Source organism: Starkeya nomas (genome assembly GCF_902703545.1).
GTDB lineage: Bacteria > Pseudomonadota > Alphaproteobacteria > Rhizobiales > Xanthobacteraceae > Ancylobacter > Ancylobacter moscoviensis.
The window spans coordinates 532403-546920 of record NZ_CACSAS010000001.1; the positions used below are offsets into that span (position 1 = coordinate 532403).

Genomic DNA, 14518 nt, shown 5'->3' on the forward strand with positions numbered 1-14518 from the left:
TCGAAGGCCGCACCAAGGATCGCCATGTGTTGTGCGTCGAGACCAGCGATGCGGGCCTCGTCGGGCTCCTTGGGCCGTGTTCATGGGGTGGCGGTCGGAAGATGACCAAAGACCTCGTCCGGGCCGGCGTGCACCCTCTGGACATCATCATCGGCAGCGAGGCAGACGGCCGGTGGACCTTCAGAACGGCGATCGACTGGATGTTCTGGACCGCCGAAGATCAAGACGCTCTTGAGGACCCTCAAACGGCCTCTTAACGAGCTCCACACGGGCCCGCCGGCGGGGGGCGTTCAAACCGCCCATTAGACCGCTTCAAGCGCTGACATTTGATCCTTCGCGAAATGACATTCGATTTTGCGCGCTACACGTCAGCCCGCCGCCGAGCAGCAGCGCCAGCACCACCGCGCCCGGCAGGCCCGTTCCCTGCACCAGCCGACGCGGATGCCGGGAGTGGACGAGGAGCGTCTGCATCCATCCCTTGTACCAGCGTGTGCGCTGGCGCATCCACGCCGGCAGCCGGCGGGGAGCCTCCTCGTCCGTGGTCGAGGCGATGACGGCGGTCCGCCAGCCGGCGGCGGCGAGCCGCACCCCGAGATCGGCGTCCTCGGTGACGTTGAACGGGTCCCAGGCGCCGACCCCTTCCAGCGCCTCGCGGCGAAAGTGGTTGGAGGTGCCGCCCAGCGGCAGCGGCAGGCCATAGGCGCCGAGCATCGGCAGCATCACGTCGAAATAGGCGGCGTACTCGGCCGCGAACTGCCGGGTGATCCATCCGTCCGCCAGATTGTCGATGGCGAGGCGCGCCTGCACGCAGCCGATCCGCTCGCCGCCGTCGCGCTGGAACACCGCGCAGGCCTCGCGCAACTGCAGCGGCTCGGGCATGTCCTCGGCGTCGTAGATGCCGATGATCGTGCCGCGCGCGAAGGGCAGGGCGGCGTTCATCGCCTTCGGCTTGGTCCGCGGCCCCGCATCGGGCGCGACGATCACCTCGAAGCCCGGCCGGCCCGCATGCGGGGCGAGCGCCGCCGCCGTCGCCGCGTCGTCGGGCTCGATGACCAGCAGCACCTGCAGCTTCTCGCGCGGATAGTCGAGCGCCGCGAGTGCGTCGAGAAGCTGCGGCACGACCCGCGCCTCGCGATAGAGCGGCACGATCAGCGTGTAATAGGGCAGGGCGTGGTCCCGCCGCAGCGGCGCCGTGGGCGCCTGGGGCGCGAGCGTGCAGGCGGTGAGCTGGAGGATCGCGCCGCCGAGCAGCACCAGGCTGAACAGCACCGCCATGACCCATGTGCCGACGATGGACGTCGCGTTGACGATCAGGAACAGCGCGGCGAGCGCGAGGATGCCGAGCGCGAGGCCGCTGCGGGAGGCGCCGAGCGTGCCGGCCGAGAGATCGGGGCGGCGCTCGCGCAGGCGATAGGCCGCCCGCCAGCCGAGCTGCACCTCGAAGCGCCGGCGCACCAGCGCGGCCAGCCGTTCCGGGCTCGTCAGCGCCACCCGCTGCCGTAGCCGGGGATCCCGCGCGAGGTCCGTGGCGAACCGCCGGAGGGCAAGCCCACGCGCGGCGACGACGAGCCGCCCGTCGGCGCGGCGCATCAGCCCCGTGCGCAGCATCGCCGCCATGTCGTCGTCGTGCAGGCGGGAAGGGGAGGTGGCGGGCCCCGCCTCCAGCGGCTCGAAGCCGACGCCCAGCGTGCGGGCGGCGCCGCGGGCGAGTTCATCCGACGAGGCGACCCCGCTGGCGAGCAGCACCTCGTCGACGCCGACATCGAGGCGGCGCGCGCGCCGGCGCGTGTAATGGATATCGGCGGCCGACAGCCGGCCGGCCATTGCCGCCGCCTCCGCCGGCAGCGCGCGCGACGGATCGGCGGTCCGCGGCGCGGATTCCGCCCGGCTCGTCACTGGCGTCATGAGCGGCCCCCTCGCCTAGTCGACACCGAGACGGTAGAAGTTCGCTGCGGCGCGGCCGGAGCCGGACGACGAACGAGGCGAGTGTGCGGTATCTTACTACAGTAAGCAAATCTCCCGGTGCCGGGCGCATTGGCCTTGCCCTTGGCGTCGCGCTCGCCTGTCTGGTCGGGGGCGCGCTGGCCCGGCCTGCGGCCGCCCAGTCTCCGGTCGCCCAGTCGCCCGCCGCCCAGCCTGCAGCCGCCCCGCCGGCAGCGGCCCAGCCCGCTCCCGCGCTACCGGCGCCGCCGGCCGCCGGAACGCCTTCCGTCGTGGTGCCGAGCTTCTGGGATCCCAAGCGCCGGCCGGAGCGGCCGGACGTCACGCGCCTGCCGACGCAGATCCGCTTCGTGGCCACCGAGGACTATCCGCCCTTCAGCTTTCGCGGCGAGGATGGTCGCCCCACCGGCTTCAACGTCGATGTCGCCCGCGCCATCTGCACCGAGCTCGCCATTCGCTGCACGCTGGAGATCGTGCCGTTCGAGGCGCTGGTCGAGGCGCTGGAGAGCGGCAAGGCGGACGCCGCCATCGGCGGCATCGCCGTCACCCCGGCGAGCCGCGAGCAGATCGATTTCACCGACCGCTATTTCCGCTCGCCGGCCCGCTTCGTCGGCTCGCGTGGCGACGCGCTCGCCGAGGTGACGCCGGACGCGCTCGCCTCGAAGAAGGTCGGTGTCGTCGCCGGCACCGCGCATGAGGCCTATCTGCGCGATTTCTTCGGCGAGATCGCCATCCGGCCCTATCCCGACGCCGAGGCGGCGCGCGTAGCGTTGCAGAAGAACGAGGTCGACCTCGTCTTCGGCGATGGCGTCCAGCTCGCCCTCTGGCTCAACGGCACCGGCTCCGGCAATTGCTGCCGCTTCGTCGGAGGGCCCTTCACCGAGAGCCTCTATTTCGGCGAAGGCATGGGCATCGCGGTCAAGCGCGGCAACGATGCGCTGCGCCAGTCGCTGAACTACGCGCTCGCCCAGCTCTGGGAGGAAGGGGCCTATACCGACCTCTATCTGCGCTGGTTCCCCATCAGCGTTTATTGACGCGCATTTATTGACGCCGCCTGCCGCACTACCTAGAGCATGCGTCCGGGCGCCGGTAGGGCGCCCTTTGCCGCTATTTGTGTCGACAAAGCCCAGGAGGGCAGATCATGACGGCGACCGCTCAGGTCGAGGATGTTGCAGCCGAACTGCATGAGCTGGCGGAGAATGCCGGCGCGTGGCCGTTCGAGGAAGCCCGCAAGATCGTCGAGCGTCTGAAGCGGAAACCCAAAGCCGAGGTCCTGTTCGAGACAGGCTACGGCCCTTCGGGACTGCCGCATATCGGCACCTTTGGCGAGGTGGCGCGCACCACCATGGTGCGCCACGCGTTCCGCGTGCTCACGCAGGACAAGATCCCCACGCGGCTGCTCTGCTTCTCCGACGACATGGACGGCATGCGCAAGATCCCGGAGAACGTGCCGGATCCGGTCGCGCTGCGTCCCTATCTCCAGATGCCGCTTACCAAGGTGCCGAACCCGTTCGGCGGCGACTATCCGAGCTTCGGCCACCACAACAACGCCATGCTGCGGCGCTTCCTCGACACGTTCGGCTTCGACTACGAGTTCGCCAGCGCGACCGATTACTATTTTTCCGGCAAGCTCGACGCGGTGCTGCTGAAGGCGGCCGAGAAGTACGAAGCGATCATGGAGGTCATGCTGCCGACGCTCGGCGAGGAGCGGCAGGCGACCTATTCGCCCTTCCTGCCGATCTCGCCGACCTCCGGCCGCGTGCTCTACGTGCCGCTGAAGGAAGTCAACGCGAAGGCGGGCACCGTCACCTTCACCGACGAGGACGGGGTGGAGAAGACCGTTCCCGTCACCGGCGGCAATGTGAAGCTCCAGTGGAAGCCGGATTTCGGCGCCCGCTGGGCGGCGCTCGACGTCGATTTCGAGATGTTCGGCAAGGATCACCAGACCAACGCGCCGATCTACGACCGGATCTGCGAGATCCTCGGCGGCGTGGCGCCCGAGCACTTCGTCTACGAGCTGTTCCTCGACGAGAACGGCCAGAAGATCTCGAAGTCCAAGGGCAACGGCCTGACCATCGACGAGTGGCTGACCTATGCGAGCCCCGAAAGCCTGGCGCTCTACATGTTCCAGTCGCCGCGCTCGGCCAAGAAGCTGCACTTCGACGTCATCCCGAAGGCGGTGGACGAGTATTTCAGCTTCCTCGCGCGCTACCCCTCGCAGGACTGGAAGAACCGGCTCGGGAACCCGGTCTGGCACATCCACTCCGGCAACCCGCCGGTGGAGGAGCTGCCGCTCAGCTTCGGCCTGCTGCTCAAGCTCGCCTCGGCCTCCAATGCCGAGGACAAGGCGGTGCTGTGGCGCTTCATCGAGCGCTACGCGCCGGGCACCTCGCCCGAGACGCATCCGACCATCGACAAGCTGGCCGGCTACGCCGTGCGCTACTTCATCGACCGCGTGAAGCCGCGCCGCGTCTTCCGCGCGCCGGACGAGGTGGAGGCGCAGGCGCTGGCCCGTCTCGACGCGGCGCTGGCCCTGCTCGACGGTCAGGATACGCTCGATCGCCGCGACGCGATCCAGAGCGCCGTGCTCGATGTCGGCCGCGCCGAACCGCGCTATCAGGACCACAAGCGCAAGGGGCCCGAGGGCGGGCCGGGCGTGTCCTTCGCCTGGTTCAGCGCGCTCTACGAGCTGCTGCTCGGCGAGAAGGAAGGCCCGCGTTTCGGCGGCTTCGTCGCCGCCTACGGCATACCGGAGACGCGGGCGCTGATCGCCCGGGCGCTCTCCGGCGAGCTCGCCAAGGGCGCCGCCTGACCCGCAATCCTGAATGCCGGCCGCGCCGGTTCCCCCGACGGAGCCCGGTGCGGCCGGAGACAGCGACATGGCGAAGCGACGCAAGGGACAGATCGATCTCCGGGTGGACGATCCCCAGCAGCTTCTCGACATGCTCGATCCCTTCCCGTTCCGCGAACGCGGGCTCGACGGGGAGGTCGACGAATACATCTGCGAGCATGCCGGCGAGGTGCCGCCGAACACCCATCTGGCCATCGCGGTCCATCTGCCGGCGGCGCAGGCGGCCGGCGCCCTGGCGCAGAGCCTGCCGACCATCGTGCAGCAGCATTTCGCCCATCAGGCGGAGCGCCGCAGCGGGGAGCTGGCCAAGCTGTTCAGCGTCGGTCGCAAGGCGCTCTTTGTCGGGCTCGTCGTGCTGGCGCTCTGCCTTGTCGCCGGCCAGTCGCTGGTGAACCTCTTCCCCAATTCGCGCCTGGCCGAGGTGGTGATGGAAGGGCTCGTCATCCTCGGCTGGGTCGCCAACTGGCGGCCGATGGAGATCTTCCTGTTCGACTGGTGGCCGCTGGTGCAGGAGCGCCGGCTCTATCGCCGCCTCGCCCGTGCCGGCGTCACCGTCGTGCCCTACGAGGCGACCTGACTTTCCTGCTGGCGGCCGTCGTCCTAGGCTGGTCCAAAACCGGAGGACGCCATGGCCGACGACCACCCCCACCACGCTGACGATCACACCCATGACGAGCGCTGGAAGCATGACGGCGTGCGCGTCATCAAGGGCGACCGGCTCGATCCCAACACCGCGCAGACCCCCGGCATGTTCCGCCAGGCGGCGATCAACCATGCGCGCGTCGGCGCGCAGAAGATCTGGGCCGGAACGGTGACGATCGAGCCCAACGCCAAGACCGGCGTGCACCATCACGGGGCGCTGGAAAGCGTGATCTATGTCGTGCGCGGACGGGCCCGCATGCGCTGGGGCGAGCGGCTGGAATATGTCGCCGAGGCCGAGGCGGGCGATTTCATCTTCGTCCCGCCCTACGTCCCGCATCAGGAGATCAACGCCGATCCCGACCAGCCGCTCGACTGCGTGCTGGTGCGCTCCGACAACGAGGCGGTGGTGGTGAACATCACCGATGTCGAGCCGGTGGAGAAGCCCGAGGCGGTCTACTGGGTCGACCCGATCCACCGGCCGCCGGAATAGCGCCCTTTAGCCCGCCGGGCGCGCCGCCAGCGCCTTCTCGCGCAGCGCGCTGAGCGAGGTGGTGGGCGTGATCGCCTCCGGGTCGAGCTTCACATGCACGATGGCCGGCACGCCGGCCGCGAACGCCGCGTCGAGCGCCGGGACGAACTGCGCGTCCGTCTCCACCGTCGCGCCGAAGCCGCCAAAGGCGCGGGCATAGGCGGCGAAATCCGGGTTCCTCAGCGTGGTGCCGAAGACCCGCGCGGGATATTCGCGCTCCTGATGCATGCGGATGGTGCCGTACATGCCGTTGTCCACCACCACGGCGACGATCGCCGCGCCGTACTGGACGGCGGTGGCGAATTCCTGCCCGGTCATCAGGAAGTCGCCGTCGCCGCACACCGCCACGGCGGTCCGTGCCGGATCGGCGATCTTCGCCGCCACGGCGGCCGGCAGGCCGTAGCCCATCGAGCCGGAGGTCGGGGCGAGCTGCGTTCCATAGGCGCGGAAGCGGTGGAAGCGGTGCACCCAGATGGCGAAATTGCCGGCCCCGTTGCAGATCACGGTGTCCTTCGGCAGACCCCGGAGATAGCGCACCAGCGTCGCCATCTGCACCGGGCCGGCATTGGCCGGCGGCTCCTCGGTCCAGGCGAGATAGTCCGCCCGCGCCGCCTCCCGCCACGCGCGCCACGCCAGCTCCTGCGGCGGCTGCACGCCTTCCAGAGCGGCGGCGAAGGCGCCCGACGAGGCGTTGATGGCGAGCGTGGGCTGGTACACCCGGCCCAGCTCGTCCGGGTCGGCGTGCACATGCACGAAGGGCACGCCGGGGTCGGGAATGCCGAACAGGCTGTAGCCCTGCGAGGGCACCTCGCCGAGCCGCCCGCCGGCGAGGATCACCAGGTCGGCCTCCTTCAGCCGGGCGACGAGCTTCGGGTTGACCGAGAAGCCGATGTCGCCGGCGAAGCAGGCATGGTCGGCGGGGAACAGCATCTGCCGGCGGAACGAGACCGCCACCGGCAGGTCGAAGCGCTCGGCGAAGCGCGTCACCGCCGCCACCGCCTTCTCGTTCCAGCGGGTGCCGCCGAGGATCATCACCGGCCGCTTCGCCGCCCACAGCAGGCGCTGCAGGCGCATCATGTCCGCGAGCCCCGGCCAGGTTTCGGCCGGCTCCACCGCCGGCGCGTCCGGCACCGCGGCGATCTCGCTCAGCACGTCCTCCGGCAGGGCGATCACCACCGGCCCGGGCCGCCCCTGCAGGGCGACGCGGAAGGCGCGCGAAACGATCTCGGGGATGCGCGCCGCCTCGTCGATCTCCACCGCCCATTTGGCCAGCGGGCCGAACACGGCGCGGTAATCGACCTCCTGAAACGCCTCGCGCCCGCGCATCGAGCGCGAGATCTGGCCGACGAACAGGATCATCGGCGTCGAATCCTGCTGGGCGATGTGCACGCCCGCGCTCGCATTGGTCGAGCCCGGCCCGCGCGTGACGAAGCAGATGCCCGGCCGGCCGGTCAGCTTGCCCGAGGCTTCCGCCATCATCGCCGCGCCGCTCTCCTGCCGGCAGACGACGAACTCGACCTTCGTGTCGGCGAGCGCGTCGAGCACGTCGAGATAGCTCTCGCCCGGCACCCCGAAGGCGCGGGTCACGCCATTGGCGAGCAGCGTGTCGACGAGGATGCGGGCGCCGGTGCGGGGAGCGGGGGAGGTGGTGGCGTTCATGGCGATGGCACGGGATTCGCGGCGGGAAAGGCCGGCACTCTAGAGCATTTTCGAGCGAAGTGGACACCGGTTCGCATGAAGAAAATGCGTCAAATCAAGGAGCTGGAGCTGGACGCGGGCCAGGGCGAGGGGGCGTTTCGGAGCGGTTCCCGTTCAGGCGAAGCCGATCCATCGTCCCGCGACCAGCGTCGCCAGCCACAGCAGGCCGGACGCCGCCGCCGACAGCGCCACCCCGGCGCTGACCGGTGCGCCGTCGAGCGCCCGGCGATAGGCCGGGTTGGCGTGCTGCACGCCGATATTCGCCAGCGCTGCCGCGAGCAGGGCGAGCTTCGCCTGAAAGGCGGGGTTGGCGACATATTCGGCCGGCCGCACGCTGAACAGCCACAGCCCGGTGACGAGCGCCAGCGCGAGGCCGCTTCCCGCGACCCGTGACAGCAGCGGCCCGACCACCCCCAGCGGCACGCTCCGCAGCCCGCCAATCAGCCGCAGGTCCAGCGTGAGGATGCTGCCCAGCAGCAGCGCGATTCCGAGGATGTGGGCGGCGTTCACGAACAGATAGGCGGTGCCCGAGCCCTGCAGCCAGCGCGCGCCGGGCCATCCGCCGAGAGCCGCGAGAAGGTCCATGGGGGCGCTCAGTTGGTGATGCGCTCCGGGTACATGTCGTAGTTCCTGCCGGCGATGGTGATGCGCACCGCCTTCATGTGCGGCTTGGAGGCATCCCGGTTGCGGTTGCCGAGCACGGTGATGGCGTCGCCGGGCTTGGCGGTGTTGCCGGTGAAGCCGGAATCGGCGGTCTGGCGGGGATTGCCGAGGTCCACCTGCCACACCGTGCCGTCGCTCGCCGTCACTTGCAGCGAGGGGTGGGGCGGGGCCATGGAGATGGTCTTGATGGTGCCCCGGAGCGTCATCTGTTCCGCCTCGGCCCAGCTCCAGCCGTGATGGGCAAACGCGGGGACGGCGAGGGCCGAAAGGATGACAGCACCGCCGAGGCCGGCGGCGAAAAGGCGGGAGGTCGCGGTCATGGGAGCGTCTCCTGTCGCTGGGGAAGCTGCCCCAGACTAGGACGCACCCCCACGCCTGCGCGACCCGCCTCCGTCTCACATCTTCGGCAGCGGCGTCGGCCGCAACGGGAGCGTCGTCGTGCCCGGCCTTGAGCCGGGCATCCATGACGTTGATCGGACAGGCATTCCCTCAACCTCTCCCCGGGGAGAGGTCGCCGCGCAGCGGCGGGTGAGGGGGGCGCACGCTTGCGGAGCATCGACGCCCCTCACCCCAACCCTTTCCCCCCACGCGGAGAGGGAGTGCGCCGCAGACGACCTCGGCTCTTGCCGCAGGAGGGCGACGATCTTTCGGTCAGACGTCCACGCTCGCCCGCAGCGCGTTGTCCTGGATGAACTCGCGGCGGGGCTCCACCACGTCGCCCATCAGGCGGTTGAACAGGTCGTCGGCGTCGGCGACCTCCTTCACCTTCACCTGCAGCAGCGAGCGGGCGTTGACGTCGAGCGTCGTCTCCCACAGCTGCTCGGCGTTCATCTCGCCGAGGCCTTTGTAGCGCTGCAGCGCGATGCCCTTGCGGCCGGCGTCGGTCACCGCGTCGAACAGGTCCATCGGGCCGTAGACCACCGTGTCGGCGCCCTTGCGGCGCAGCGTGGCCGGCTCGGCGTGTACTTCCTGAAGTTCGGCGGCGAGCGTGTCGAGGCGGCGCGCCTCGGCCGAGCCGACGAAGGTGGCGTCGAGCACCGCCACTTCCTTCACGCCGCGCACCGTGCGGGTGAAGGTGAAGCCGGCGCCGTCCGCCGTGCCGGTCCAGCCGCGCTCGGTGTCATCGGCGATGGTGTCGAGCCGCCCGGCGATGACCGTGGCGGTCGCGGCGGCCCGCTCCTCGTCGAGCAGCAGGCCGGGGGCGAAGGCGCCGGCGATGGCGGCCTGCTCGACCACGGCGCGGTTGTAGCGCGGGTGCAGCACGTTCATCACGTGGCGGAAGGTACGGGCGGCCTCCAGCGCGTGGCGCAGGTCGCCGCCGGCGCGCACCTCGCCGGAGGTGAGCAGCAGCGAAGCGTCCTCGAGGCCCTGGTTGATCAGGTAGTCCTCGAGCGAGCGCTCGTCCTTCAGATACTGCTCGGACTTGCCGCGCGAGACCTTGTAGAGCGGCGGCTGGGCGATATAGACGTGCCCGCGATCCAGAAGTTCCGGCATCTGCCGGAAGAAGAAGGTCAGCAGAAGCGTGCGGATATGGGAGCCATCCACGTCCGCGTCCGTCATGATGATGATCTTGTGGTAGCGCAGCTTGTCGACGTTGAAGTCGTCGCGGCCGATGCCGGTGCCGAGCGCGGTGATCAGCGTGCCGATCATCTCGGAGGACAGCATCTTGTCGAAGCGCGCGCGCTCCACGTTCAGGATCTTGCCGCGCAGCGGCAGGATCGCCTGGAAGGCCCGGTTGCGGCCCATCTTGGCCGAGCCGCCGGCCGAGTCGCCCTCGACGATGAACAGCTCGGACTTGGCCGGGTCGCGTTCCTGGCAGTCGGCCAGCTTGCCGGGCAGGGAGGCGACGTCGAGCGGGTTCTTGCGGCGGGTGAGTTCACGCGCCTTGCGCGCGGCCTCGCGGGCGGCGGCGGCTTCCACCACCTTGGTCACCAGCGACTTGCCCTCGGCGGGGTGCTCTTCCAGCCAGGTGCCGAGCGCCTCGTTGACGAGCGCCTCGACCACCGGGCGCACCTCGGAGGAGACCAGCTTGTCCTTGGTCTGCGAGGAGAATTTCGGGTCCGGCACCTTCACCGAGAGCACGGCGGTCAGGCCCTCGCGGCAGTCCTCGCCGGTGGGCTCGACCTTCTCCTTCTTGGCGATGCCCGAGCGCTCGGAATAGCCGATCACCTGCCGCGTCAGTGCGGCGGCGAAGCCGGTGAAGTGGGTGCCGCGGTCGCGCTGCGGGATGTTGTTGGTGAAGCACAGCACGTTCTCGTGGTAGCTGTCGTTCCACGACATCGCGCATTCGACGCTGATGCCGTCCTTCTCGGCGCGGATCACGATCGGCTTGGGCAGCAGCGCCTGCTTGGAGCGGTCGAGATACTGCACGAAGGCCTCGACGCCGCCCTCATACATCATCTCCTCGCGCTTCACTTCGGCATGGCGCGCGTCGGTCAGCACGATGCGCACGCCCGAGTTCAGGAAGGCGAGTTCGCGCAGCCGGTGCTCCAGCGTGGCGTAGTCGAATTCGATATGGGTGAAGGTCGCGGGGCTCGGCACGAAGGTGACCATGGTGCCGCGCCGGCCCTCAGGCGCCGGGCCCTTCACCGCCAGCGGCGCCTCGGCGTCGCCGTGGCGGAAGCGGATGTGGTGCTCCAGCCCATTGCGCCAGATGGTCAGGTCGAGCGTGGTGGACAGCGCGTTCACCACCGAGACGCCGACGCCGTGCAGGCCGCCGGAGACCTTGTAGGAGTTCTGGTTGAACTTACCGCCGGCATGCAGCTGGGTCATGATGACCTCGGCCGCGGACACGCCCTCTTCCGGGTGGATGTCGGTCGGGATGCCGCGGCCGTTGTCGGTCACGGTGACCGAGCCTTCGGCGTTGAGCGTCACCGTCACCTCGTCGGCATAGCCCGCCAGCGCCTCGTCGATGGCGTTGTCGACCACCTCGTAGACCATGTGGTGCAGGCCGGAGCCGTCATCGGTGTCGCCGATATACATGCCCGGGCGCTTGCGCACGGCGTCGAGGCCGCGGAGCACCTGGATCGACTGCGCGCCATAATCCTCTCCGTTCGAGGACGGGGCGGCGGCGTTGTCGGGTTCGGCCATGGATATCAGCTCTACGAATCGTTTGAATTGACAGAGATTTATAGCGCAATCGCGCGGTTATTTCGTGGCCACCAGAACCGCCGCGCCCGCCATGGCGGTGCCGCAGGCCCGGTTCACCAGCCGCACGCCGCGCGCGCTGCCGACGAAGTGCCGGGCCCGGTGCGCCAGCGCCACATAGGTGCTGAACACCAGCGCCAGCACCACGGCGATGATGCCCGAAAGCTCGGCGAAGCCGAGCACGGTCAGGCGGTTGAGGTCGACGATGGTCGGCAGCAAAGCGAGATAGAAGGCCATCGCCTTGGGGTTGCCGAGCGTCATGCCGAGCCCGGTGAGGAACAGGCCGAAGCGGGAATCCGTCTCGCGGATCTGCACGGCCTCGCCGATCTGCGCCTGTGCCGTCCAGAGCTTCCAGGCGAGGTGGACGAGATAGCCGGCCGCCGCCAGACGCACGAGGAAGAACAGCGAGCCCAGCGCCGCCGCCAGCGCCGCCAGGCCCAGTGCCGCGGCCGCCAGCCACACCATGTCGCCCAGCACGATGCCGGCGACCAGCGGCGCCGCGCCCTCGCGCCCGCGCACCAGCGTCCGGGCGATGATCGCGATCACGCTCGGTCCGGGGGAGGCGGCGGCCAGCGCCAGCGCGGCGGCGAAGATGAGGAGGTCGATGACGGCCATGATGCCCTAACGTGCGTGCGCACTTGCGTGCACGACTGTTCACACGCGTACGTACGCGCGCGAGGCCCTTCAGATACGCCTTCGGGGCGCCGAATTCAAGATTCCGCGCCGCATGCAGGGCACGCCGCGCGGCCTATCGCGCGTCCGGCGGCATCGCCTCGACACGCCCCGGCGTCACCGCGAAGCGTTCGGCCCGCGCGTCCAGCGCGGCGAAGGCGGAAGGGTCGGCGCCGGTCATCCACACCTGCCCGCCCAGCGCGTCGAGCGCCTCGAACAGCGCGGCCCGGCGGGCGGGATCGAGATAGGCGACGACGTCGTCGAGCAGCATCACCGGCGCCATGCCGGCCATCTCGCCGACGAGGCGCGCATGGGCGAGGGCGAGGCCGATCAGCAGCGCCTTCTGCTCGCCCGTCGAGCCCTGCGCGGCGGAGATCGCCTTGGGGCCGTGGCCGACGATCAGGTCGGTGAGGTGCGGGCCGTCCAGCGTGCGGCCGGCGGCGCGGTCGCGCGGCCGGCCGGCGCGCAGCGTGGCGCGGTACTGGTCCTCGACCACGGTCGCCGGCTCGCGCCCCAGCGCCCGCTCCACCTCGCCCTCCAGCGCCACCGTCGCCCAGGGAAAGGGGGAGGCGCTGTCGGGGGCGGCCTCGCGCCCCTTCGCGATGCCGGCGGCGAGGCGCCGCACGGTTTCCAGCCGCGCCGCCGCCACCGCCACGGCCAGCGCCGCCAGTTCCTGCTCGACGGCGTCGAGATAGCGCGGATCGGTGGAGGGCTCTTCCAGCAGCCGGTTGCGCGCCCGCAGCGCCCGCTCCAGCGCGTTCACTCGCGCGCCGTGCTCGGCGTCCACCGCCAGCACCAGCCGGTCGAGAAAGCGGCGGCGGTCGGAAGGCGGGCCGAGGAACAGCCCGTCCATGTCCGGCGTCAGCCACGTCACCCGCACATGGTCGGCGAAGGCGGCGGCTGAGCCCACCGGCTCGCCGTCGACGCGGCAGCGGCGCGTGCGGGCCTCGCCGTCGGGCTCGACGCCGGTGCCGAGCGTGACCTCGCCATAGGCGCCCTCGACCACCGCCGAGACCGCCCATCCGGCAGCCTGCGTCCCGTCCGGCCCGCGCGCGGCGAACTGGTCGAGCGAGGCGCGCCGCAGGCCGCGCCCCGGCGCGAGCAGCGAGATGGCTTCGAGGAGGTTGGTCTTGCCGGCGCCGTTGGGGCCGATCAGCACCACCGGCCCGGCACCGGCCCGCAGCTCCGCGACATGGTAGCTGCGGAAATCCGTCAGTCGCAGGCGGGTGATGCGGGCGGGCGGGGTCGTGCGGGGGCTCACACGCGCATCGGCATCAGCACGTAGAGCGCGCCGCGCTTGTCCGGGTCCTGCACCAGGGTGGGGGAGCCCGGATCGGCGAGCTTCAGCTCGGCCGTGCCGCCTTCGATCTGCGAGGTGATGTCGAGCAAATAGCGGCTGTTGAAGCCGATATCGATCGGCTCGGCGGCATACTCGACCTCGATCTCCTCGGTCGCGCTGCCCGAATCCGGGTTGGTGACGGAGAGGGTCAGCTTGCCGTCGGCGATGGAGAGCTTCACCGCCCGGCCGCGCTCGCTCGCCACGGTCGACACGCGGTCGACGGCCGAGGCGAAGTCGGCCTTGTCCACCACCAGCGTCTTGTCGTTGCCGAGCGGGATCACGCGGCCATAATCCGGGAAGGTGCCGTCGATCAGCTTGGAGGTCAGCACCACGCGGTCGAGCGAAATGCGGATCTTGGAGCTGGAAAGCTCCACCGTCACCTCGGCGTCGGCGTCCTCGGCGAGGCGCTGGATCTCGGCGACCGCCTTGCGCGGCACGATCACGCCGGGCATGCCGGTGGCTCCGGCGGGCGCCGTCGTCTGCGCCTGCGCCAGGCGGTGGCCGTCGGTCGCCACCGCGCGCAGCACCGGGCCGCCGGCGTCGGCGACGTGCAGGTAGATGCCGTTCAGATAATAGCGGGTCTCTTCGGTCGAGATGGCGAACTGCGTCTTGTCGACGAGCCGCTTCAGCTCGCCGGCCGGCAGGGTGAAACTGTGCGTCATCTCGCCGGCGGCGAGGTCCGGGAACTCGGTCTCGGGCAGGGTCTGCAGCGCGAAGCGCGAGCGGCCGGCGCGCACGGTCAGCGTGCCGCGGTCGCCGGAGGTCTCGATCTGCACCTGCGAGCCCTCGGGGAGCTTGCGGACGATGTCGTAGATGGTGTGCGCCGGCACGGTGGTGGCGCCTTCCTGGCCCACCTCGGCCGGGATCGTCTCGACGATCTCGATGTCGAGGTCGGTGGCACGCAGCGCGAGGCCGCGCGCATCGGTGCGCATCAGCACGTTGGCGAGGATCGGAATGGTGTTGCGCCGCTCGACGACACGATGAACGTGGGCCAGAGACTTGAGCAACTCGGCCCGCTCGACGGTGACCTTCATGG

The 14518-nt window shown here is 70.2% G+C and carries 13 protein-coding genes; 5 read left to right on the plus strand and 8 right to left on the minus strand.

Annotated features, from left to right (window positions below; all coding sequences use genetic code 11):
* Positions 1 to 257, plus strand: a 257-nt coding sequence (locus tag STARVERO_RS23410; protein WP_210253535.1) for a hypothetical protein, incomplete at its 5' end; no start/stop codon positions are given.
* Between the two features lie 55 nt (positions 258 to 312).
* Here the strand turns inward: STARVERO_RS23410 and STARVERO_RS02595 are convergent.
* Entirely contained in the window at positions 313 to 1905 is a 1593-nt protein-coding gene (locus STARVERO_RS02595) for a glycosyltransferase (RefSeq protein ID WP_159597812.1), read from the minus strand.
* 83 nt (positions 1906 to 1988) lie between these two features.
* Here STARVERO_RS02595 and STARVERO_RS02600 point away from each other — a divergent pair, with 83 nt between their 5' ends.
* The 4 genes from STARVERO_RS02600 (at position 1989) to STARVERO_RS02615 (ending at position 5924) form a co-directional block, all read left to right on the plus strand.
* Positions 1989 to 2975, plus strand: a complete 987-nt coding sequence (locus STARVERO_RS02600) for a transporter substrate-binding domain-containing protein (RefSeq protein WP_244616511.1) — start codon at positions 1989 to 1991, stop codon at positions 2973 to 2975.
* Between the two features lie 107 nt (positions 2976 to 3082).
* Positions 3083 to 4753: a lysine--tRNA ligase gene (locus STARVERO_RS02605; RefSeq protein ID WP_159597813.1), complete on the plus strand. Its 1671-nt coding sequence runs from the start codon at positions 3083 to 3085 to the stop codon at positions 4751 to 4753.
* A gap of 67 nt (positions 4754 to 4820) precedes the next feature.
* Positions 4821 to 5369 (plus strand): hypothetical protein, encoded by a 549-nt coding sequence (locus tag STARVERO_RS02610; RefSeq protein ID WP_159597814.1) that lies wholly within the window; start codon positions 4821 to 4823, stop codon positions 5367 to 5369.
* A 51-nt stretch (positions 5370 to 5420) separates the two neighbouring features.
* Positions 5421 to 5924 carry a cupin domain-containing protein gene (locus tag STARVERO_RS02615; RefSeq protein ID WP_159597815.1) on the plus strand — a complete coding sequence of 168 codons (504 nt, stop codon included), beginning with the start codon at positions 5421 to 5423 and terminating at the stop codon, positions 5922 to 5924.
* 6 nt (positions 5925 to 5930) lie between these two features.
* Here the strand turns inward: STARVERO_RS02615 and STARVERO_RS02620 are convergent, their stop codons facing one another.
* The 7 genes from STARVERO_RS02620 to dnaN form a co-directional block, all read right to left on the minus strand.
* A complete protein-coding gene (locus STARVERO_RS02620; RefSeq protein WP_159597816.1) occupies positions 5931 to 7622 on the minus strand; it encodes a thiamine pyrophosphate-binding protein in 1692 nt (563 codons plus the stop codon).
* Positions 7623 to 7775: 153 nt separating this feature from the next.
* Positions 7776 to 8246, minus strand: a complete 471-nt coding sequence (locus tag STARVERO_RS02625; RefSeq protein ID WP_159597817.1) for a DUF6644 family protein — start codon at positions 8244 to 8246, stop codon at positions 7776 to 7778.
* Positions 8247 to 8254: 8 nt separating this feature from the next.
* Entirely contained in the window at positions 8255 to 8644 is a 390-nt protein-coding gene (locus tag STARVERO_RS02630; protein WP_200837640.1) for a DUF6152 family protein, read from the minus strand.
* A 331-nt stretch (positions 8645 to 8975) separates the two neighbouring features.
* A complete protein-coding gene (gyrB, locus tag STARVERO_RS02635) occupies positions 8976 to 11414 on the minus strand; it encodes a DNA topoisomerase (ATP-hydrolyzing) subunit B (protein ID WP_159597818.1) in 2439 nt (812 codons plus the stop codon).
* A gap of 57 nt (positions 11415 to 11471) precedes the next feature.
* Positions 11472 to 12086, minus strand: a complete 615-nt coding sequence (locus tag STARVERO_RS02640; protein ID WP_144343247.1) for a LysE family translocator — start codon at positions 12084 to 12086, stop codon at positions 11472 to 11474.
* Between the two features lie 133 nt (positions 12087 to 12219).
* A complete protein-coding gene (gene recF / locus STARVERO_RS02645; RefSeq protein ID WP_159597819.1) occupies positions 12220 to 13404 on the minus strand; it encodes a DNA replication/repair protein RecF in 1185 nt (394 codons plus the stop codon).
* On the minus strand, positions 13401 to 14516 hold the full coding sequence (dnaN, locus tag STARVERO_RS02650; protein WP_144343245.1) for a DNA polymerase III subunit beta: 1116 nt from the start codon (positions 14514 to 14516) through the stop codon (positions 13401 to 13403). The genes recF and dnaN overlap by 4 nt, the downstream gene beginning before the upstream one ends.
* Between the last annotated feature and the right edge of the window lie 2 nt (positions 14517 to 14518).

Coding starts and splice junctions, on each gene's coding strand:
- STARVERO_RS02640 (WP_144343247.1), bottom strand. CDS start 12,086: ATGGCCGTCATCGACCTCCTCATCTTCGCCGCCGCGCTGGCGCTGGCC.
- STARVERO_RS02630 (WP_200837640.1), bottom strand. CDS start 8,644: ATGACCGCGACCTCCCGCCTTTTCGCCGCCGGCCTCGGCGGTGCTGTC.
- STARVERO_RS02625 (WP_159597817.1), bottom strand. CDS start 8,246: ATGGACCTTCTCGCGGCTCTCGGCGGATGGCCCGGCGCGCGCTGGCTG.
- STARVERO_RS02605 (WP_159597813.1), top strand. CDS start 3,083: ATGACGGCGACCGCTCAGGTCGAGGATGTTGCAGCCGAACTGCATGAG.
- dnaN (WP_144343245.1), bottom strand. CDS start 14,516: ATGAAGGTCACCGTCGAGCGGGCCGAGTTGCTCAAGTCTCTGGCCCAC.
- STARVERO_RS02615 (WP_159597815.1), top strand. CDS start 5,421: ATGGCCGACGACCACCCCCACCACGCTGACGATCACACCCATGACGAG.
- STARVERO_RS02620 (WP_159597816.1), bottom strand. CDS start 7,622: ATGAACGCCACCACCTCCCCCGCTCCCCGCACCGGCGCCCGCATCCTC.
- STARVERO_RS02610 (WP_159597814.1), top strand. CDS start 4,821: ATGGCGAAGCGACGCAAGGGACAGATCGATCTCCGGGTGGACGATCCC.
- gyrB (WP_159597818.1), bottom strand. CDS start 11,414: ATGGCCGAACCCGACAACGCCGCCGCCCCGTCCTCGAACGGAGAGGAT.
- STARVERO_RS02595 (WP_159597812.1), bottom strand. CDS start 1,905: ATGACGCCAGTGACGAGCCGGGCGGAATCCGCGCCGCGGACCGCCGAT.